Annotated in this window: 13 protein-coding genes and 1 pseudogene; 12 read left to right on the top strand and 2 right to left on the bottom strand. The window is 66.3% G+C overall.

Annotated elements, in window-relative coordinates; genetic code table 11:
- Positions 1-7: 7 nt before the first annotated feature.
- The gene (locus JMF82_RS07065) at positions 8-757 is read right to left on the bottom strand and encodes an energy transducer TonB (protein WP_201313825.1); all 750 of its coding nucleotides are present in this window, start codon (positions 755-757) and stop codon (positions 8-10) included.
- A gap of 234 nt (positions 758-991) precedes the next feature.
- Positions 992-1,840 carry an energy transducer TonB gene (locus JMF82_RS07060; protein ID WP_201313824.1) on the bottom strand — a complete coding sequence of 283 codons (849 nt, stop codon included), beginning with the start codon at positions 1,838-1,840 and terminating at the stop codon, positions 992-994.
- Between the two features lie 165 nt (positions 1,841-2,005).
- On the opposite strand from JMF82_RS07060, the gene folE reads away from it, so the two are divergent.
- From folE to JMF82_RS07000, 12 genes and pseudogenes are all read left to right on the top strand, one after another.
- Entirely contained in the window at positions 2,006-2,608 is a 603-nt protein-coding gene (folE, locus tag JMF82_RS07055; RefSeq protein ID WP_038623148.1) for a GTP cyclohydrolase I FolE, read from the top strand.
- Positions 2,609-2,621: 13 nt separating this feature from the next.
- Complete coding sequence (locus JMF82_RS07050) at positions 2,622-3,917, top strand: hypothetical protein (RefSeq protein ID WP_201313823.1); 1,296 nt, start codon at positions 2,622-2,624, stop codon at positions 3,915-3,917.
- A complete protein-coding gene (locus JMF82_RS07045) occupies positions 3,910-4,626 on the top strand; it encodes a hypothetical protein (protein WP_201313822.1) in 717 nt (238 codons plus the stop codon). The genes JMF82_RS07050 and JMF82_RS07045 overlap by 8 nt, the downstream gene beginning before the upstream one ends.
- Positions 4,619-7,411 carry an AAA family ATPase gene (locus tag JMF82_RS07040; protein WP_201313821.1) on the top strand — a complete coding sequence of 931 codons (2,793 nt, stop codon included), beginning with the start codon at positions 4,619-4,621 and terminating at the stop codon, positions 7,409-7,411. Before JMF82_RS07045 ends, JMF82_RS07040 begins: the two co-directional genes overlap by 8 nt.
- Before the next feature lie 2 nt (positions 7,412-7,413).
- Positions 7,414-7,737 carry an EF-hand domain-containing protein gene (locus tag JMF82_RS07035; RefSeq protein WP_201313863.1) on the top strand — a complete coding sequence of 108 codons (324 nt, stop codon included), beginning with the start codon at positions 7,414-7,416 and terminating at the stop codon, positions 7,735-7,737.
- 238 nt (positions 7,738-7,975) lie between these two features.
- Positions 7,976-9,202 (top strand): annotated as a pseudogene (locus JMF82_RS07030) (TCR/Tet family MFS transporter); the annotation flags it as partial.
- A 118-nt stretch (positions 9,203-9,320) separates the two neighbouring features.
- On the top strand, positions 9,321-9,827 hold the full coding sequence (locus JMF82_RS07025; RefSeq protein WP_201313862.1) for a DUF1993 domain-containing protein: 507 nt from the start codon (positions 9,321-9,323) through the stop codon (positions 9,825-9,827).
- Positions 9,828-9,928: 101 nt separating this feature from the next.
- The gene (locus JMF82_RS07020) at positions 9,929-10,582 is read left to right on the top strand and encodes a DsbA family oxidoreductase (RefSeq protein ID WP_201313820.1); all 654 of its coding nucleotides are present in this window, start codon (positions 9,929-9,931) and stop codon (positions 10,580-10,582) included.
- A 151-nt stretch (positions 10,583-10,733) separates the two neighbouring features.
- Complete coding sequence (locus JMF82_RS07015; RefSeq protein WP_201313819.1) at positions 10,734-12,368, top strand: NAD(P)/FAD-dependent oxidoreductase; 1,635 nt, start codon at positions 10,734-10,736, stop codon at positions 12,366-12,368.
- Between the two features lie 256 nt (positions 12,369-12,624).
- A complete protein-coding gene (locus tag JMF82_RS07010) occupies positions 12,625-15,543 on the top strand; it encodes a TonB-dependent receptor (RefSeq protein ID WP_201313818.1) in 2,919 nt (972 codons plus the stop codon).
- A 163-nt stretch (positions 15,544-15,706) separates the two neighbouring features.
- Complete coding sequence (gene dinG, locus JMF82_RS07005; RefSeq protein WP_201313817.1) at positions 15,707-17,809, top strand: ATP-dependent DNA helicase DinG; 2,103 nt, start codon at positions 15,707-15,709, stop codon at positions 17,807-17,809.
- Positions 17,806-18,360, top strand: coding sequence for a HutD family protein (locus JMF82_RS07000; RefSeq protein WP_201313816.1), 555 nt, complete (start codon positions 17,806-17,808; stop codon positions 18,358-18,360). Before dinG ends, JMF82_RS07000 begins: the two co-directional genes overlap by 4 nt.
- Positions 18,361-19,258: the final 898 nt, after the last annotated feature.

The raw sequence follows: 19,258 nt of genomic DNA, 5'->3' as shown, positions 1-19,258 counted from the left end.
GCTGCCTTCAGGTACCGCTCGGGGAGGTCTGCAACTGCAGCATCGGGTTTCCGGTATGAGGTTCGCTCCCCCGCATCGCGTCTGGCGCCTCGCTCAACAGGATCTGGCTAGTCCAACTCGGTGTTTGTCGGGGACCAGGAATATAGACATGCCATGTGCCATAGGCGGGCTCTTCTTTCGGATGCCCTGCTCCATATAGGCGAAAGTTCACTGGAATCCGTATCAACCAATAGGGGTCGGCAACTTCCTTGCCACGCGTGGGCAAATCGAAAGTCCAGTGCTTGGCTGCTTTCAGTGAGGCGTCTGCCAACATCTTTCGAAGCTGGTTCATCTGACTCTGCGATCCGTATTGATCCAGATTGACCTGCTCAGCAACCGATTCGTCCACGGTGCCATCGCGACTTACACGAAGCAGCACGTAGACTGTTCCGCTGACACGCGCATTGATCGCAGCCTCAGGGTAGATCGGCTGGACATCGGCGGCTTTGCGCTTCACGCTTTCACCGGTTTCGTCCGGATAACCGCCAAAGGACACGCCTGACACCGCGATGGCGTATTTCCCATCGCCAATGGGCTTGTTGACGATGAGCAAGCTCATTGTTGCTTTAACCACGCCGCCGGGAGACTTGAAGTCCCAGCGGGGGATGTCCTTGCCGATCACGGCCATCACGTCAGCTGGCACCTTGTCCTGCTGGTCGATGGTGTAGGCATGCACACGGCCATCCGGATTCACTTCGACAGCACCGGTCACCACCATGCTTGCCTCGGCGGTCTTGCGTGCACTCTGCGCATGAGTCGCGCCTAAGCCACAGACCGACAACAGGCAGCACCAAACCACTCGCCCTAGCTTCATACCGACTCCCCCATACGGTCGCCCCATAGTCTAGCTGTAGGCCATAGCCTGCACTCGATGACGTACCCGCCTCTTGCCAAGTCATTGGCGAGACCCACCGGCGGCGGGAATTTCGCACGAAGCAAGCCTGATGACCGCTCAGCTCCCGCCCAGCGGCGTGGCCAGGCTCAGCAACGCGTTGCCGGCGTGCAGCCCGTCCCCGGGCATGGCGTCCGGTGCTTCGCTGAGCAGGGTCTGGCTGATCCACGACGGCGTCTGGCGCGGGCCGGGGATATAGCCGTGCCAATGGCCGTATTCGTCCTTGGGCCGCTCGCCGAACGGCAACAGGTTGAACTGCACCGGCACGCGCACCTGCCAATAGGGATCATCGACGCCCTTGCCGCGCGTGGGCGGGTTGTACGTCCACTTCTGCCCCGCCTGCAGCGCCGCGTCGGCGAGCAGCTTGCGATACAGGCGCATCTCGTTGGCGGTGCCGAACTGGTCCAGGTTGACCTGCTCGGCCACGGCCTCCTGCACCAGGCCGTCGCGGCCGATGCGCAGCAACAGGAACACCGTGCCGCTGACGCGCGCGTCGATGGCGGCCTTCGGGTAGGCCGGCATCGGATCATGCGATTTGTAGCTCACCGTATCGCCGTTGCGGCCGTCGTTGTCGCCGAAGGAGGCGCCGGACACGGTCACGGCAAATTTGCCCTCGCCCGCGGGCTTGGCCAGCAGCAGCAGGCTCATCTTCGTATGGACCGCGTCGGTGACCGGCGCGGAGAGCTTGAACGTCCAGCGCGTGATGTTCTTGTCGACGATGGCGACGACCTCGGGCGGCACTTTCTCGCTCCGGTCGATGGTGTAGCCACGCAGGCTGCCATCGGGGTTCACGTCCACCGTGCCGGTGAGCACCATGCTGGCTTCGGCGTCCTTGTGGACGGTCCCGGCATGCGCGCCGCCGGCCAGAACGGCCAGCAAGCCCCAACCCATGATGCGTCCCAGCTTCATGTCCATCCCTCCGGTTGATGTCCGGGCGAGTCTAACCGGCCCCGGTAGCCGCGGTAAGCACCTCGCCAAGTCTTTGATCCGGCGACGCAAGCGCCCCGCCGGCGGCCGAAAGCTTGACGGTGGCGTTACACTGGCGCGTCCGAAAGAGGTACCGAAGGAACCCGCATGACCGAGCGCAACGAGCCGACCGAAGTCACCCGCGAACAGGCCGAAGAGGCCGTGCGCGTACTGCTGCGCTGGTCGGGCGAGGATCCCAGTCGCGAAGGCCTGCTCGATACGCCCAAGCGCGTGGTGAAGGCATACAAGGACTGGTTCTCGGGTTACGACATCGACCCGGGTGAATACCTGCGCCGCACCTTCGAGGAAGTGGCCGGCTACGACGAGATGGTCGTGCTGCGCGACATCGAGTTCGAAAGCCATTGCGAGCATCACATGGCGCCGATCATCGGCCGGGCGCACGTGGGCTACCTGCCGACCAACCGCGTGGTGGGCATCAGCAAGCTGGCCCGCGTGGTCGACGCGTACGCCCGCCGCTTCCAGGTGCAGGAAAAGCTCACCGCGCAGATCGCGCAGTGCATCCAGGAAAACCTGCATCCGGCCGGCGTGGCCGTGGTGGTGGATGCCAGCCATGAATGCATGACCACGCGCGGCGTGCACAAGCGCGGCGTGTCGATGGTCACCAGCCAGATGCTGGGCGCCTTCCGCGACGACGCGCGGACCCGCGCCGAGTTCCTGCAGTTCATCGGCATCCACGGCGCTGGCCGCTGAGCCCTCGCGCTTGATGTTGCCGACCGATAGCGCCGACGCCGACGAGCGTCTGCAGGACGTACTGCGCGAAGGCGTCACCGCCGAAGACCTCCCCGCCGTGTTTCCGTTGTTGCGCGGCCGTGCCCTGCTGCGTGCCTTCAGCGCGCTGTTCCACGGCGGCGAAGCGCAGGTGCTGCTGCGCCTGCTGGTGCTGCGCACGCTGGGCGCACGCGCGCACGCACCGGAGTGGACGCCCGCGGAAATCCGCGACCAGCTTGCCTTCGTCGAGCCGGTGAAGCTGGAAACCGTGGTGCAGCGCCTGAAGGAGCACGAGCTGCTGGGCTGGGACAGCGAGACGCTGCGCTACCGCGTGAGCCCGCTGGGACGCAAGGCGCTCGCCGCCGTGTCCACGTTGCTGGAATTCGAACGCGACGACGAAGACGGCCTCGGCTACCTCACCGCGCAGCTCGCCGCCGGCCAGGCGGTGGGCCGCATCTCGGCCGACGAGCTGGGGCACCTGCTCTCGCGCCTGTCCGAACTGAAGGAAGACTTCGACCGCGCCGTGCTGTCCGGCTCCGAATACCGCATCCGCCGCGCGGCCCAGCGCCTGGAATCGGTATGGACCTGGGTGGAGAAAGGCACCGAGGTGGTGCGCGCCATCGCCGACAACGAAGACCTCGACCCCGCGGCGCACCGGCTCGCCCAGGCCGTGGGCCGCGCGCAAAGCGCGCTGCTGCGCCAGGCCGGTGTGTTCCAGCGCGAGCTCAACAAGATCGACCAGCACCGCGTGCACCTGGGGCGCACCGGCCTTTCCTCCTCCGATCTGGTGGCCTGGCTGCGCTCGCTCACGTCGGAGGCGCTGGCCCGGCACGCGGAGGAAGCGCACCTGTTGCCGCTGCATCCGCCGTTCCTGCAGGACCAGATCGCGCTCGACGTCGCCGAATTCGAACTGCTGGAACGCGAACGCGCCGCCGCCGAAAGCACGGAGCTTCCCGGTGCGGAAGCCACGCCCACCACGCACGACCTGCCCATCGACGAGGAAGATCTCTCGCCGCTGCTCGACTGGCATGGTGAACTGGCGTCGGTGACCGGCCCGATGGAGCTCACCGACGCGCTGCGCGGCGGCGACTACGCGTTGAGCGCGTATCGCCTGTCGCTGCTGGGCCTGCTCGGCGATCCCGAATCCTCCGCCCTGCAGGGCCCCACCGCCGATCTCGCGCGGTTGCCGCTGCAGCTGGAAATCGAACCCCGCCTGGTGGATCCGGGCCTGGCGACGATCGCGCTGGTGAGCGCGGGCCGTCTGCATCCGAAGGACAAGAAACATGCATGACGAGATCGCCGCGCTGATCGCGCGCCTGCTCTCGCAGCGCTGGCTGCCGCGCGACGACGCGCAGGCGCGCAAGGCGCTGCTGGACGAAACCTTCCGCGAAGACCTGGACCGCCGCCTCGCCGCGGTGGGCCTGGAGCTGCGCGAGCATCCCTATTCCGCCTATATCGGCGTGGCCGTGGCGCGCAGCGCCGAGCGCCACGTGTTCGGCGGCAGCGACAGCTGGATCTCCAACACCTTGCAGCTCGACCGCGACGCGGTCGCGTTGCTGGTGGTGCTGTGGGCGCTGATCGTGCTGCCCAAGCGCCAGCGCCAGCTGGAGCGCCAGCAGGCCGAGGCCGATGCGTCGCAGACGCTGATGTTTGCCGAAGCCAAGCCGATCTCGCGCGATCCCTCGCTGTCGCCCATGCTGGCCGAGCGGACGCTGCTGGCCGACTTCGGCGACCGGCTCGGCGGCAAGACGCGCGTGAACTTCAACCTCGGCGTGCTGAGCCGCCACGGCTTCATCATCCGGCGCAAGGGCGAACTGGCCGAAGGCCCGCTGCTCGACCTTGTGTTCGACTACGAGCGCACCGCACGACGCATCCTCGACGGCGCGCTGGGCGACCTGCTGGCCGGACTCACGCCACGCGACGATGCCGAGAACACCGACGAGCCGCTGTACGACGAGACCGATGACGCCGAAGACGGCGAGGTGATCCACGATGTTTGATTTCCGCAGCCTCGAAGTCATCCATTGGGATTACTGGCAGCGCTTCAGCCTGCCGCTGGACACCAACATCGTCACCGTGGTCGGCCCCAACGGTTCGGGCAAGACCACCCTGCTCGATGCCTTGCGCACGCTGCTCACCATCGACTGCGCCGGCAACCGTGACTACAAGAGCTATCTGCGCCACAACGGCAAGCCGTTCGCGTGGCTGCGCGCGCGCGTGGGCAACCTGCCGGGGCCGCGCGGCGAGCGCCCGTTCTTCCCGATCATGGACGGCGAAGTGACGCTGGCCGTGCGCATCCAGAAGAAGGGCGGGGAATGGCAACGCCAGTACGCCGTGCTCGGCGGCGACGTCGGCATCGACGAGATCGAGGCGCGCAACGACTGGCTGGGCCTGCGCGAGTACCGCGTACGCCTGGAAGGCGCCGGCCTGTCGCAGGCGATCCGCCGCGTGCTCACGCTGGAACAGGGCGCCACCGACAAACTCTGCCAATTGGCGCCGAAGGCTTTGCTCGACCTCGTCTTCGACGTGTTCGGCGACAAGAGCGTGCTGGAGGATTACCAGCGCGCGCGCAACGAACATGTCGAAGCCGATCGTGAACTGCATGGACTCGAACACCAGCTTTCGCTGATCGGCGTGAGCCTGCAGGAGGCCGAAGGCCGGGTGCGTTCGTGGCAGGAATGGGATGCGCTCAAGCACGAGCACACCGATCTCGTCGCCGAAACCTTGCCACGCACCGAGTTGTCGGAACTGCACGCCGCGATCCGTGGCGCCCGCCCGCAGCTGCTCGGCCTCAAGCGCAAATGCCGCGATCTTTCCGCCCGCGACGTGGAATTGCAGCTGCGCCTGCAGTCGCTCGATGCAAGCGAGGAATCACTGCGCGGCGACCAGCACGCGGCCGACCAGGCGCGCCAGCAAGCCAAGCAGCAGCTGGACGACGCGCGCCGCGCGGAAACCGAGAACGCCACCCTGCTCAAGCAGGAGCAGCACCTGCGCAAGCTGGTCGCCGAGCAGGACGGCGCGGACCATGAGCAGCAGGGCAAAGTGCTCGTCGAAGCCCGCAGCCAGCTCGGCCGCCTGCAGAACGACGAATCGCGCCTGCGCGACCAGTTGAGCACGCTCACCGCGCAGCTCGGCGCCTGGCGCCGCGGCCAGCGCTACACGCCGGAGTTCGAGCAGTCGTTCCGCCGCGCGCTGGATGACGCCGGCATCGGCCACAGCATGCTGAGCGAGATCGTGGAGATCGTCGAGCCGCGCTGGCAGGCGGCAGTGGAAGCCGTGCTGGCGGGCTATCGCCACGTCGTGCTGCTCGACCATCCGCGCGATCGCGAAGCGGCATGGCGCCTGGGCGAGCAACATCGCTACAAGCACTTCGTGGTGGCCGAGCGCGCGCCGGCCACGCCGCCGACGCGCGGCTCGCTGCTGGAAGTGGTGGACTTCACCGCCGCGGCTCCCGAGTGGCTGCTGCGCCAGCTCGACCGCATCCGCCGCGTCGAAGACGTGGCCGAGGGCGCCAAGCTTGCCAAGGACCAGGACTGGATCACGCCGCAGGGCTATTTCCGCGAACGGCGCGGCGGCCGTCACCTCGGTGTCGACGACGTCTACTTTGGCAGCGCGGCGCGAGAGCGCCAGCTGCGCGAGGGCGAAGCGCGCCTGCAGTCGATCGAGCAACAACTGCGCGCCATGACCGAGCAGCGCAAGCAGTGGCAGCAGCAGGCCGCCGATGCGGAAAGCCTGTTGCGCGGCGCCAACGCCAGTGGCCAGCTCGCCGACCGTGCCGACGAATTTGCCGAGGCGCATGAAGCGCAGGCCGCGTTGCAGGACGACGTGCAACGCTGCGCCGACAGCTATGCCGCTGCCGAGGCGCATTACGAGGGCGTACGCGAAAAGCGCCTGCAGAACTCGCGCCAGCGCGACAACGAAGCGCGCGAACACAGGCAGGTGCAGCAACAGCTGGCCGACAGCGCGCGTCAGTTCAACCAGTTCCGCAATGAACAGGTCGAACGGCTCAAGGCGTTCCGCCACAAGCGCAGCCACGTGCGCCCCGCGCATCGCGGCCGTCGCGCCATGGCGGAGCTGCGCGAACGCTACGAATCACCGGCTGCCGTGCGCCGCGAGATCGAGCGCATCGAGCGCCGCCTCAACGAAGGCCATTGGGAAACCGACGAGGGCTGCCTGCCGCTGCGCGACAAGTACGCCAACGACCACGACGGCCTGAAGCAGGACCTGCAGCGCCGCCGCGTGCACCTGGAGCGCGCCGCGCGCATCACCCACGAGGCGCGCGCGGCCTACCTCAACGTGCTGCGCAATACGGTGAAGCGCTACGCGCGCAACCTCAAGTCGCTGGCGGACATGGCCGGCATCGGCGTCGAGGTGGACCTGCCCGAGCTGTCGAACGAAGACCTGGCGCTGGCACAGGCCGGCCTCACCGTGCGCTTCGAGTTCGACAAGAAGGGCTGGATCGGCATGGACGACGGCGAGGCGTCGGGCGGCCAGCAGGTGATGAAGTCGCTGCTGCTGCTGGTGGCGCTGATGCGCGATGAGGACAGGCCCGGCGGCTTCGTCTTCATCGACGAACCGTTCGCGCACCTGGACATCTTCAACATCGACAAGGTGGGCGCGTTCCTCAAGTCCACGCGCGCGCAGTACATCCTCACCACGCCGGCCACGCACAACATCAACGTGTTCCAGCCGAGCGACCTCACGCTCGTCACCAGCAAGCGCCGCCCGGGCGCCACCTGGGCGCAGCCGCTGGCCGTGCTGCGCCGTCGCACCGAGGCGGCGTGACCGTGCGCCGCTTCGGCCTGCTGCTGCTCTTGCCCATGCTTGCGCATGCGCAGAGCACGCCGGCCGAGTACCTGCGCCTGTTCGACGCCGATGGCGACGGGCGCGTGAGCGAACCCGAGTATGTGGCGCACCTCAGCGAAGGCTTCCAACGCCTCGACGCCAACGGTGACGGTGTATTGGAAGCGGACGAACTGCCGGGCGGGCATGGCAAACCCATCACGCTCAGGCAGTTCCAGGACAACCTGCGCCGGCAGTTCCACAAGCTGGACCGCAACCACGACGGCTATCTCGACGCACGCGAGCTGACCCAGCCACCGCAAGGCTGACGAAATCCTTTGCCTTTCATCAGTCTGTGGGAGCGGAGCGCACCCTGTGCGCGACTGTCTCGCCTGAGCGCCCCACCACGCTGGTTTGTCGCGCACAGGGTGCGCTCCCACACGAATAGGCCTTGCAGCAACGTGTACCCAGGTCCTGCTTCGATAGGGTAAAGAACCTCTACTGCACTGCACACACCCTGTCACGCGCAATCGGCTATCGTGCGGACTTCACTGCCAACCCCGCCCCATGGACCAGCCGACCGTCAACGAACTCCATCCGCGCCGCCGCGCCGCGATCGCGTTCATCTTCGTCACCGTGGTGCTGGACATGCTTGCGTTCGGCATCGTGATTCCGGTGCTGCCGCATCTGATCGAACAGCTTGCCGGCGGCGGCATCGCCAGGGCGGCCTGGTGGGTGGGCGTGTTCAGCACGGTGTTTGCCATCGTGCAGTTCGCGTTCTCGCCGGTGCAGGGCGCGTTGTCGGACCGCTTCGGGCGGCGGCCGGTCATCCTCATCTCCAACGCCGGCCTGGCCATCGATTTCATCGTGCTCGCGCTGGCGCCCACCTTGTGGCTGCTGTTCGTCGCGCGCGTGGTGCTGGGCATGACGGCGGCGAGCTTCACCACCGCCAATGCCTACATCGCCGACATCACGCCGAAGGAGAAGCGTGCCGCGGCCTACGGCATCCTCGGCAGCGCGTTCGGGCTCGGCTTCATCATCGGACCGGGCCTGGGCGGCTTTTTGGGCGATATCCATCTGCGCCTGCCGTTCTGGGTGGCGGGCGGGTTGGCCGCGTGCAATTTCCTGTACGGCCTGTTCGTGCTGCCCGAGTCCCTGCCGAAGGAAAAGCGCACGCAGCATTTTGAAATGCACAGTGCGCATCCGCTGGGTTCGCTCAAGCTGTTGCGGCGCTATCCGCTGGTGATGGGCCTCGCGGTGGTGATGTTTTTGGTGTACCTCGCGCATTACGTGCTGCAGACCACCTTCGTGCTCTATGCGGACTATCGCTATAGCTGGGGCCCGCAGGCGGTGGGCTACGTGCTGATGCTGGTGGGCGCCTGCGACGGCTTCGTGCAGGCCGTGCTTACCCGCAAGCTGGCGCCGAAGTTCGGCGAACGCCGGCTGATGCTGGGCGGCATGCTGTGCGGCATCGGCTCGTTCCTGGTGATGGGCGTGGCCCACACCGGCACGGTGTTCCTGCTCGGCATCCCGCTGATGGCGCTGTGGGGTCTCGCGCAGCCGCCGATCCAGTCGCTGATGACGCACCAGGTCGACCCTTCCGAGCAGGGCCGGCTGCAGGGCGCGATCAGCAGCCTGGCGAGCTTTGCCGGCATCTTCGGCCCGTTCCTGTTCGCGCAGGTGTTCTCGTTTTCGATTTCGCCATCCTCGCGCATCCACGTGCCGGGCCTGGCCTTCCTGTTGTCGGCTGTCCTGCTGGCGGTCGGCGCCGTGATCGCCTTGCGCGTTACCCGCCATGCGGGCGACCTGGCCAAGGCCGACGTCCACTCCGATAGCGGCATGACCGGCGAACTTTCCTCGGTCGTTACGCTTCAAGGCACTGTTACCACCCCGAACCACCGGAGCATTCCCCATGACTTTATCGATGTACCAGGCCTCTGTTCCCGTCTTCCTGCGTGCGCTGAGCAATCTGCAGCATGTGCTGCGCAAGGGCGAAGCACATGCCGAGGCCCGCAAGTACGAACCCGCGCTGCTGCTGCAGGGCCGCCTCACCGTGGACATGCTGCCGCTCACGCGCCAGGTGCAGATCGCCACCGACATGGCCAAAAACGGTGCCGCGCGCCTGGCGGGCGTGGATCCGCTGAAGTTCGAGGACAACGAAACCAGCTTTGCCGAACTGCACGCTCGCATCGAGCGCGCCCTCGACTACATCAAGAGCTTCAAGCCCGACCAGATCGATGGCAGCGAAACCCGCGCCGTCACCATCAAGACGCGCAGCGGCGAGCAGCATTTCGAAGGCGAGGGTTACCTGCTGCACTTCGTGCTGCCGAACCTGTTCTTCCACTGCACCACCGCCTACGCCATCCTGCGCGAGGCCGGCGCGGACCTGGGCAAGATGGACTTCATCGGCAAGCCCTGAGCCCGCCGCACGACGGGGAGCGGCGCCGACGCGCCCTCCTCGCCCTTGATTGTGGGGCGTTCCGCACCCACTGAAGCCGGACCCGCCCAGAGGATCCGTCCATGTCCACCCCCGCCAACCTCAAGATCGATTTCGTCTCCGACGTGGTATGCCCCTGGTGCGCCGTCGGCCTGAAATCGCTGGAGAAGGCGCTCGCCAACATGGGCGACGACGTTACCGTCGACATGCATTTCCAGCCGTTCGAGCTCAATCCGCAGATGGCGCCCGAAGGCGAGGACGTGGTGGAACACTTGGCGCGCAAGTACGGCAGCACGCCCGAGCAGATGGCGCAGAACCAGGAAGCGATCCGCCAGCGCGGCGCCGAGGTCGGCTTCACCTTCAACATGGACAAGCGCAAGCGCATCGTGAACACCTTCGACGCGCACCGCCTGCTGCACTGGGCGGCCCTGCAGGGCCGCCAGCCGGAGCTGAAACAGGCATTGCTCACCGCCTATTTCACCGACGGCCGCGACGTGAGTTCGCGTGACGTGCTGGTGGACGTGGCGGCGCAGGTCGGCCTCGACCCGGTCGAGGCGCGCCACGTGCTGGCCGAGGACCGCTACGCGCAGGACGTGCGGGCGCACGAGCAGTTCTACCAGTCGCAGGGCGTCCGCGCGGTGCCCTCGGTGATCATCAACGATCGCTACCTGATCCAGGGCGGCCAGCCGCCCGAAGTGTTCGAGCAGACACTGCGCAAGATCGCGGCCGAAGAATAGTTCAGCCGTTTCCAGTCGCGCACAGGGTGCGCTCCCACAGAGCCATATGCCTTTGTGGGAGCGCACCCTGTGCGCGACGGCGCCCTCTACCCGCCCCGCGGCCTGGACATGCGAAAATGCGCGACCGACCACGGCTGACGCCCATCCCCGCATGATCCGACTCACCGACATCAAGCTTCCGCTCGATCACCCCGAAGGGGCCATCGAGGCCGCCGTGCGCGCGAAACTCGGTCTCGGCAAGGAGGCCGTTCGCCAGGTCACCGTATTCCGTCGCGGCTACGACGCGCGCAAGCGCGGCGCCATCCAGCTGATCTACACGCTGGACGTGGAGGTCGCCGACGAGGCTGGCGTGCTCAGGCGCCACGCCGACGACAAACACGTGCAGCCCACGCCCGACACCAGCTACCACTTCGTGGCGAAGGCGCCCGAGAAGCTGGCCCAGCGTCCCATCGTGATCGGCATGGGTCCATGCGGGCTGTTCGCCGGCCTGCTGCTTGCGCAGATGGGCTACCGGCCCATCATCCTCGACCGCGGCAAGGCGGTGCGCGAACGCACCGTGGATACCTGGGGCCTGTGGCGCAAGCGCAAGCTGGAGCCCGAATCCAACGTGCAGTTCGGCGAAGGCGGCGCCGGTACGTTCTCCGACGGCAAACTGCACAGCCAGATTTCCGATCCGCACCACCACGGCCGCAAGGTGCTCAGCGAGTTCGTGCTGGCCGGCGCGCCGGAGGAAATCCTCTACGTCAGCAAACCGCACATCGGCACGTTCCGCCTCGTCACGATGGTGGAGAACATGCGCGCGACGATCGAGTCGCTCGGCGGCGAGATCCGCTTTACCCAGCGCGTGGACGACTTCCTCGTCGACACCGATGCCGACGGCGCGCGCCAGATCCGTGGCTTGGTACTCGCCAGCGGCGAGCAGCTGCTGAGCGACCACGTGGTGCTGGCCGTGGGGCACAGCGCACGCGATACCTTCTTCCAGCTGCACGAACGCGGCGTGTACATGGAGGCCAAGCCGTTCTCGATCGGCTTCCGCGTGGAGCATCCGCAATCGATCATCGACCAGGCGCGTTTCGGCTCGCAGGCGGGGCACCCGATCCTCGGCGCCGCCGACTACAAGCTGGTACATCACTGCAAGAACGGCCGCTCGGTCTACAGCTTCTGCATGTGCCCCGGCGGCACGGTCGTTGCCGCGACGTCGGAGCCCGGGCGCGTGGTGACCAATGGCATGAGCCAGTACTCGCGCAACGAACGCAATGCGAATGCGGCCATCGTCGTGGGCATCGATCCCAAGGATTTCGCCGCCTTCGACGACAGCGGCAGCCCGCTCGCCGGCATCGCCCTGCAGCGCGCGCTGGAGTCGCGCGCGTATGAACTCGGCGGGCGCGATTACAGCGCGCCGGGCCAGCTGGTCGGCGATTTCCTCGCGGGCAAGCCGTCATTGGAATTCGGCAGCGTGCAGCCCTCGTACAAGCCCGGCGTGCATCTCACCGATCTCGCGCCCGCCCTGCCCGATTACGCCATCGAGGCCATCCGCGAAGCGCTGCCCGCGTTCGACCGGCAGATCAAGGGCTTCGCCATGCGCGACGCCGTGCTCACCGGCGTGGAAACACGCACCTCCTCACCCGTGCGCATCCGCCGCGGCGACGATTACCAGAGCCTCAACACACGCGGCCTGTACCCCGCCGGCGAAGGCGCCGGCTATGCGGGCGGCATCCTCTCAGCCGCGGTGGACGGCATCCGAGTGGCGGAGGCGGTAGCGCGGCAGATCAACGCCGCGCATTGAGTGTCGAGCCTTAGGTCATCCATCGACTACACGCCACATCGCACTTTGCCGATCGCTATCGCCAAGTGCCCTGACTTGGTCTCCCGACGAAAAGAGACAGCGCCGTCTTTAGCGGCCTACAGCCGCTTGTGAGCAAATCGTAAAAACTTGTTGTCACCCGCAACAAGTTTCGAACCCAGATGGCTGACTCCGCTCACCCTTCCCCGGGTGACGTCCATTCGCGTCGGCTCAAAAACCCAAACCGTAGGGAGGCGGTATGAAGATGTCTTTTTCCTTGTCGCGTAATGTGCTTGCGTTGGCCTGCATGGCGGCGCTGGCTGGTCCTGCCATGGCGCAGGAGGCCACAAACAGCGATGCCGCCGCGGCGGACGCCAAGAAGGCAGTCAGCCTGGAGACGATCACCGTCACCGGCACGCGCATTTCCAACCCCAACGTGATCTCGCCGACGCCGGTGAGCGTGCTGAGTGCCGCCGACATCAAGGCGACGGGCGCCATCAATATCGGCGATCTGATGACGACGATGCCGCAGTTATCCACCACGTACACCATGGGCAACTCCAGCCGCTACATCGGCACGGCCGGCGTGGCCCAGCAAGACCTCCGCAATCTCGGCACCAGCCGCACGCTGGTGCTGGTGAATGGCCGCCGCTACGTGGGCTCCAGCGCGGGCGACACCGCGGTCGACGTGAACCTGATCCCCGCCGACTGGGTCGAGCGCGTGGAAATCATCACTGGTGGCGCATCGGCGGTGTATGGCGCGGACGCCGTGACCGGCGTGGTGAACTTCATCCTCAAGAAAAACTACCAGGGCGCGAATCTGCACGCGCAGTACGGTACGTCCGAGCATGGAGGCCTGGACAAAAAGCTGATCTCGCTCACAGGCGGCATGAACTTCGCGGACAACCGCGGCAACGTCGCCGTCTCGGTGGAACACAGCGACCAGAGCGACCTGCAGTTCCGTGACCGCTTCGGCCATAAGGCCTACGCCACCATCCTCACGCCCGACGGCCCGGCTGATTCCGCGCTGTTCAGCAACGGCGGTGGCTATACCAACTATGCCGGCGGCACCTTCTCTACCGGCAGCGCGACGGCTATCGGCGAGCGCTATGTCTTCAATACGGACGGATCGGTACGCCACCAAAACTTCAACGGACCCTACGACAACACCGGCCGTTGCTCGGACTGCGACCGCACGGACGTCAACCAGGTGCTGCAGTTGGAGCCCCAATACAGCCGCACTACGTTGAGCAGCGTGGCGAGCTTCGACATCACGCCCGAGCAGCACCTCTATGCAGAAGGCACCTATAGCCATATCGACGTGAAGAAGTATGGCCAGCCCGCCTTCGGTAGCGGCGGCAGCGCCTATGTCATCACCCGTGACAACGCCTACATCGATCCGTCACTGGCAGCGGTGATGGACGCGAATAACCTCCAGAGCATCAAGGTGTCGCGCTTCGATACCGATACGGGCCGCCGCGGTGAAGACACTGGCCGCGATACCGCGCGCATCGCCCTGGGCGCCAACGGCGTGATCACGGGTGACTGGGAATACGATACCTCGCTGGTATACGGCGTGATGGATGAAACCCGCCACAACCTCAACAACCGCATCAACGATCGCTTTTATGCGTCGATCGACGCCGTGCGCGATCCGAAGACCGGCAACATCGTCTGCCGCTCCACGCTCAACCCCAATGCGGTGAACCCCAATGCCGGCGGCGTGCTCGATCCGATCGCCCTGGGCGGCGGTTGCGTGCCGACCAGCATCTTCGGCACGGGCGCGGTCAACCCGGCGGCAGCACAGTGGTTCAACACCACCACCACCACCACTTCACGACTCACGCAGTTTGTTGGCGGCGGCACGGTTATCAACAACAACCTGTTCCAAATGCCGTTCGAGGCTGGCGCCGCCAGCATGGTGGCTGGCGTGGAGTTCCGCCGCGAGACCAGCCGCCAGGTCACCGATCCGCTGGATGTTGCCGGCCTCACCTTCCTCAACGCCATTCCGCCCTCCAGCGGAGCCTACGACGTAAAGGAAGGGTATGTCGAAACCGCGATGCCGCTGATCTCCGGCCGCCCGTTCGCCCAGAACCTGACCTTTGATGCGGCCGCACGCTTCTCCGACTACAGCACCATCGGCCATACCAAGGCTTGGCGCTGGGGCTTGGACTGGTCGATCGACAGCAACATCCGCCTGCGTGGCACCATGTCCAGCGCCGTTCGTGCACCGAATATCGGCGAGCTGTTCGGTGGCCAATCAGAGAACTTCTTCACCATCACAGACCCGTGCTCGGTAAAGCAGTTGAAGAACGCGCCCGATCCGGCCCAGCGCACGGCCAATTGCCAGGCATTGGGCGTTCCGGCTGGCTGGACGTCGACCAATACGTCATCCATCCGCGGCCTGTCCGGCAGCAATCCGGACCTCAAGCCGGAACAGGGTCGTACGTGGACGGCGGGCCTCGTGCTCACGCCGGAATTCCTGCCCGGCTTCGGGATGACCGCGGATTACTGGAACATCAAGCTGACCGACGCCATCAGCGCGCCCAGCGGCACCGACATCGCCAACCACTGTGTGGACTCCACTACGGGCATCAACAATCCGTATTGCGGTAACGCCTTGCGCGATCCGGTGACTCAAGAGCTGGTCTACATCAAATCGGTGAATCAGAACATTTCGTCGCTCAGCACTTCGGGCGTGGATATCGGCGCTTACTACTCGCGTGAAATCGGCAGCGGCAAGCTGCGCCTTGACCTGGACCTCACCAAGGTCATCGCTTATACCGAGCACCCGTTTCAGGACGACCCAAGCAATACCGTGCAGAACAACGGCACGCTGGGCTTCCCGAAGTGGAAGGGCATGCTGCGCACGTCCTACGCGATGAACAACTGGCTGTTCAACTGGAACATGCGCTACTTCTCCTCAATGTTGCGCGTGAGCAACGAGAGCTACCAGTCGAACCCGACGCAGACCACGCCGATCAAGGCGGGCGCTGGCTTCTTCAACGACGCCAAGGTCGGATACACGTTCCCAAAGAGCGGTTGGCAGGCCTACTTCGGTGTAACCAACGTATTCGACCGCGATCCGCCGGTGAACATTTTCGGCAATAGCTTCGGCGGCGGCCTGTACGACGCCATCGGCCGCGCCTGCTACGCGGGCTTCAACTACAACTTCTGACCTGAGTGGCAGCCCGGGAACTTGGGGTGGAAGGGTCGGCCCGGCCGGCCCTTCCTTTTTCGCCGGACCCGCATGGGAGCGCGGTTTCCGGCCAGGGCCGGCAGGCCGCGGCCGGGCATGAGAGAATGGCCGGCCGACGCGATACCGCGCGCCCATTTGCCCGATGCTCACCGATACCACCAAAGACGCGATCCGCGCCGCCTATACGCGCCTGAAGGACGGGCTGCCGGGTTTTCGTGCGCGCGCGTCGCAGGGAAAGATGATCGCCGAGGTGGCCAAGGCGCTGGCGCAGGAAGGTGGCGCGGCGGTGATCGAGGCGCCCACCGGCACCGGCAAGTCGATGGCCTACCTGATCGCCGGCGCCGAAGTGGCCCGCGCGCAGAAGAAGAAGCTGCTGATCGCCACGGCCACGGTCGCGCTGCAGGAGCAGCTCGTCCAGCGTGATATCCCGCTGTATCTCAAGCTCAATGGCACCGAGGCGAAGGTGGCCTTGGCCAAGGGCCGCGGCCGCTACCTGTGTCCGCGCAACCTCGCCATGGCCAGCAACAGCCTCAATGAGACGGCGCAGATGGGGCTGGCCTTCGACGCCGACCTGGCGCTGTGGACCAAGCCGCCGCAGGAGCGCGACAAGAAGGCCTTGTCCAAGCTGGCCGACCTGTTCGACCGCCACGAGTGGGACGGCGACATCGACACCGCGCCCGAACCGATCAGCGACGTGCTGCGCCCCATGATCACCACCAGCGCGGGCGGCTGCACCGGGCGCAAGTGCGCGCTGTTCATGAACTGCCCGTTCTTCGCCGCGCGGCGTGCCGTCGGCGATGCCGACATCATCGTGGCCAACCAGGACCTGGTGCTGGCCGACCTCACCATGCCTCGCGAAGAGGACGGCTTCGGCGGCGTGATCCTGCCCAAGCCCGACGAGACGCTGTACATCTTCGACGAAGGCCATCACGTGCCGAACAAGGCGATCGATCGCGGTGCGGCGGAGGTCTACATGACCGCCGCCGTGCGCCAGCTGAGCCGCCTCGGCCGGCAGATCCACGCGGCGTATTCGCTTACCGACAAGGAAGTGATCGGCAAGCTCGCGCTGGATGCCGGCGACCAGAAGCTGCAGGAACTGAGCGACGCGCTGGAGGAGCTGGAGAAGGAGATCCGCCTCGGCTGGCTGCCCTCCCCCGATGACGACGAGCCGATGTACCGCGGCTCGCTCGGCCAGCTGCCGGAGGCCTGGGTGGAACATGCGCGCGCGCTCTACGTCTTCACCGGCGAGATCGAACGCTGGGTCGGCGCCGTGCGCCGCGCCGTGCTGGAGATGACCGAGAGCGGCCCCACCCATGAGGCGCTGTCGCGCGAACTGGGCATGGCACTGGAACGCATCGACCGGCAGCTGCGCACCTGGCGCGCGTGGTCGACCTCGGATGGCGAGAACGCGCCGCCGCTCGCACGTTGGGTCACCATGAGCGTCGACCAGCAACTGGTCTGCCATGCGTCCTCCGTGTCGGCCGGCGGACTGCTGCGCAGCGTGCTGTGGGGCAATGCGAGCGCCGTAGTGATGACCTCCGCGACGTTGAGCGCGGGCGGCAATTTCCGCGGCTTCGCCGACGCCGTGGGCCTGCCGGACGACGCCGTGACGCTGAGCCTTCCCTCGCCGTTCGACCTCGCCACGCAGGCTCGATTGGAAGTGCCCGCGCTGCGCGCCCTGCCCGATGCCCGCGAAGAGCACGTGCAGGAAATCTGCGACTGGCTCGCCACGCATCTGGACTGGGCGGCCGGCAACCTCGTGCTGTTCACCTCGCGCATGAAGCTCGATCGCGTGCTGCAGAAGCTGCCGATCGAATATGTGCGCAAGGTGCGCGCGCAGGGCTCGCTCGGCAAGGCGCAGCTGGTGGCCGAGCACATCGCCGACATCGAGGCGGGAAAAGGCAGCACGCTGTTCGGCCTCGCCTCGTTCGGCGAAGGCCTCGACCTGCCCGGCAAGCTCTGCGAAACCGTGGTGATCACGCAGCTCCCGTTCGCGGTGCCCACCGATCCGGTCGGCGCCACCTATGCGGAATGGCTGGAGTCGCGCGGCCGCAACCCCTTCATCGAAGTCACGGTGCCCGAAGCGACACGCCTGCTTACGCAGTATTGCGGCCGCCTGATCCGCACCGAGACCGATCGCGGCCGCATCGTGCTGCTCGATCGCCGCGTGGTGCTCAAGCGCTACGGCGAGCGCATGCTCAAGGCACTGCCTCCCTTTACCCGCGTCATCGAGAAAGTGGCATGAGTTTCCACATCATCCGCGCCGCCGACACGCAACCGCAACCATGGAAGAACGGCATGGGCACCACGCGGGAAATCGCACGCTTTCCCGCCGATGCCTGCAACGAGGATTTTCTGTGGCGCGTGAGTGTGGCCGAGGTGAACAGCGCGGCGCCGTTCTCCACGTTCCCCGGCGTCGACCGGGAGATCGTGCTACTGGAGGGCGATGGTTTCACCATGACCCTCGATGGCGCGCGCGAGCACGCGCTGGTGATCCCGTTCGAGCCGTTCGCGTTTGTGGGCGAGGCGCGCGTGGAAGTGACCATGGCCGGTGGCGCCACGCGGGATTTCAACCTGATGATCCGGCGTGCATGGGGACGGGGCGAGGTACGCACGCTCATGCAGCCGGGCAGCCATGAACCGGCGCCTTCGTGCGTGCTGCTCTACGTGGCACGCGGCATGGTGACGACCATCGATGGTGATCTCCAGGCCGGCGATGCGTGGCTGCCGGATCGCAGCCCGTTCGAGCTGGCCGAGGGCAGCGTCGTGCTGCTGGCGATGGCGCAACCGAACTGAAGCAGCCCACCACCTCGTTGTAGGAGCGCACCCTGTGCGCGAGAGCCTTTCGCCTCGGCCTTGATTGCCGGTTTTCCCGGCACAGTCGTTGTGCGCTGATCGTTGGGTCATCTCGCGATGGGGCTCGCTTGCGACCGCAGGGAGTCCCCATGGGACGGCGGCCTTTCGGACCGCTGCCGCGCGACCCGGGTCACTTTCTCCTCGCGTAGCGATCGTTCCTTTGTAGGAGCGCACCCAGTGCGCGACAGCCTTTCGCCTCAGTCCTAATGACCTGTCACCGACACAGCCTCGCTGTGCCCTGATCGTCGCGTAATTGCGACCTGGCTCGCCTGCGACCGAAGGGAGTCCCTGTGGGGCGGCGGGCTTCCGCCCTCCTGCCGGAGGCCGGGTCACTTTCTCTTGCTTGCCCAAGAGAAAGTAACCAAAGAGAACGGCACCCCACGTGGCGCTGTCTGGGCTTTGCCCAGCCAGTGCGTGAGGGGCGGCCGGGCTTTTCGACCGGGCTCCTGCCCGGACGAAAAGTGCCCGACGTCCTGTCGGGCACCCCTGCGGGGCCTATTCGTCCACCCCTCACCGCCACACAGGGGGTTGTTGAAGGCTCGTGCCGCTGCGCGGCACATCGCGAGCGACAACCTCTCCCTCTCTCTGTAGGAGCGCACCCTGTGCGCGACCGCAGAGGTCACAGATGCACTGCGGTCGCGCACTGGGTGCGCTCCTACAGGGTAGGGTCCGCTCTTGATCTTCCTTCCCCTATGGCGCGAGCAGGCGGGAGGTGGAATCGCCCGAAGGGTGGCCGGCAGGACGCCGGCCAGGGGATCGTCAGGGCAGGAGGCCCTGTCGATCCACCCCGCCTCCCGCCTGCGGCCCCGCAGGGGCGCGACATCGGGGTGGCCTCTCT

This window comes from Dyella sp. EPa41 (assembly GCF_016586165.1).
Taxonomy (GTDB): domain Bacteria; phylum Pseudomonadota; class Gammaproteobacteria; order Xanthomonadales; family Rhodanobacteraceae; genus Dyella.
This window is presented reverse-complemented; position numbering and strand designations above follow the sequence as displayed.

What these genes read in the sequence shown, in the direction of transcription:
- JMF82_RS07065 (WP_201313825.1), bottom strand. Translation starts at nt 757, where the DNA reads ATGGTGGTGACCGGTGCTGTCGAAGTGAATCCGGATGGCCGTGTGCAT.
- JMF82_RS07060 (WP_201313824.1), bottom strand. Translation starts at nt 1,840, where the DNA reads ATGAAGCTGGGACGCATCATGGGTTGGGGCTTGCTGGCCGTTCTGGCC.
- folE (WP_038623148.1), top strand. Translation starts at nt 2,006, where the DNA reads ATGACCGAGCGCAACGAGCCGACCGAAGTCACCCGCGAACAGGCCGAA.
- JMF82_RS07050 (WP_201313823.1), top strand. Translation starts at nt 2,622, where the DNA reads ATGTTGCCGACCGATAGCGCCGACGCCGACGAGCGTCTGCAGGACGTA.
- JMF82_RS07045 (WP_201313822.1), top strand. Translation starts at nt 3,910, where the DNA reads ATGCATGACGAGATCGCCGCGCTGATCGCGCGCCTGCTCTCGCAGCGC.
- JMF82_RS07040 (WP_201313821.1), top strand. Translation starts at nt 4,619, where the DNA reads ATGTTTGATTTCCGCAGCCTCGAAGTCATCCATTGGGATTACTGGCAG.
- JMF82_RS07025 (WP_201313862.1), top strand. Translation starts at nt 9,321, where the DNA reads ATGACTTTATCGATGTACCAGGCCTCTGTTCCCGTCTTCCTGCGTGCG.
- JMF82_RS07020 (WP_201313820.1), top strand. Translation starts at nt 9,929, where the DNA reads ATGTCCACCCCCGCCAACCTCAAGATCGATTTCGTCTCCGACGTGGTA.
- JMF82_RS07015 (WP_201313819.1), top strand. Translation starts at nt 10,734, where the DNA reads ATGATCCGACTCACCGACATCAAGCTTCCGCTCGATCACCCCGAAGGG.
- JMF82_RS07010 (WP_201313818.1), top strand. Translation starts at nt 12,625, where the DNA reads ATGAAGATGTCTTTTTCCTTGTCGCGTAATGTGCTTGCGTTGGCCTGC.
- dinG (WP_201313817.1), top strand. Translation starts at nt 15,707, where the DNA reads ATGCTCACCGATACCACCAAAGACGCGATCCGCGCCGCCTATACGCGC.
- JMF82_RS07000 (WP_201313816.1), top strand. Translation starts at nt 17,806, where the DNA reads ATGAGTTTCCACATCATCCGCGCCGCCGACACGCAACCGCAACCATGG.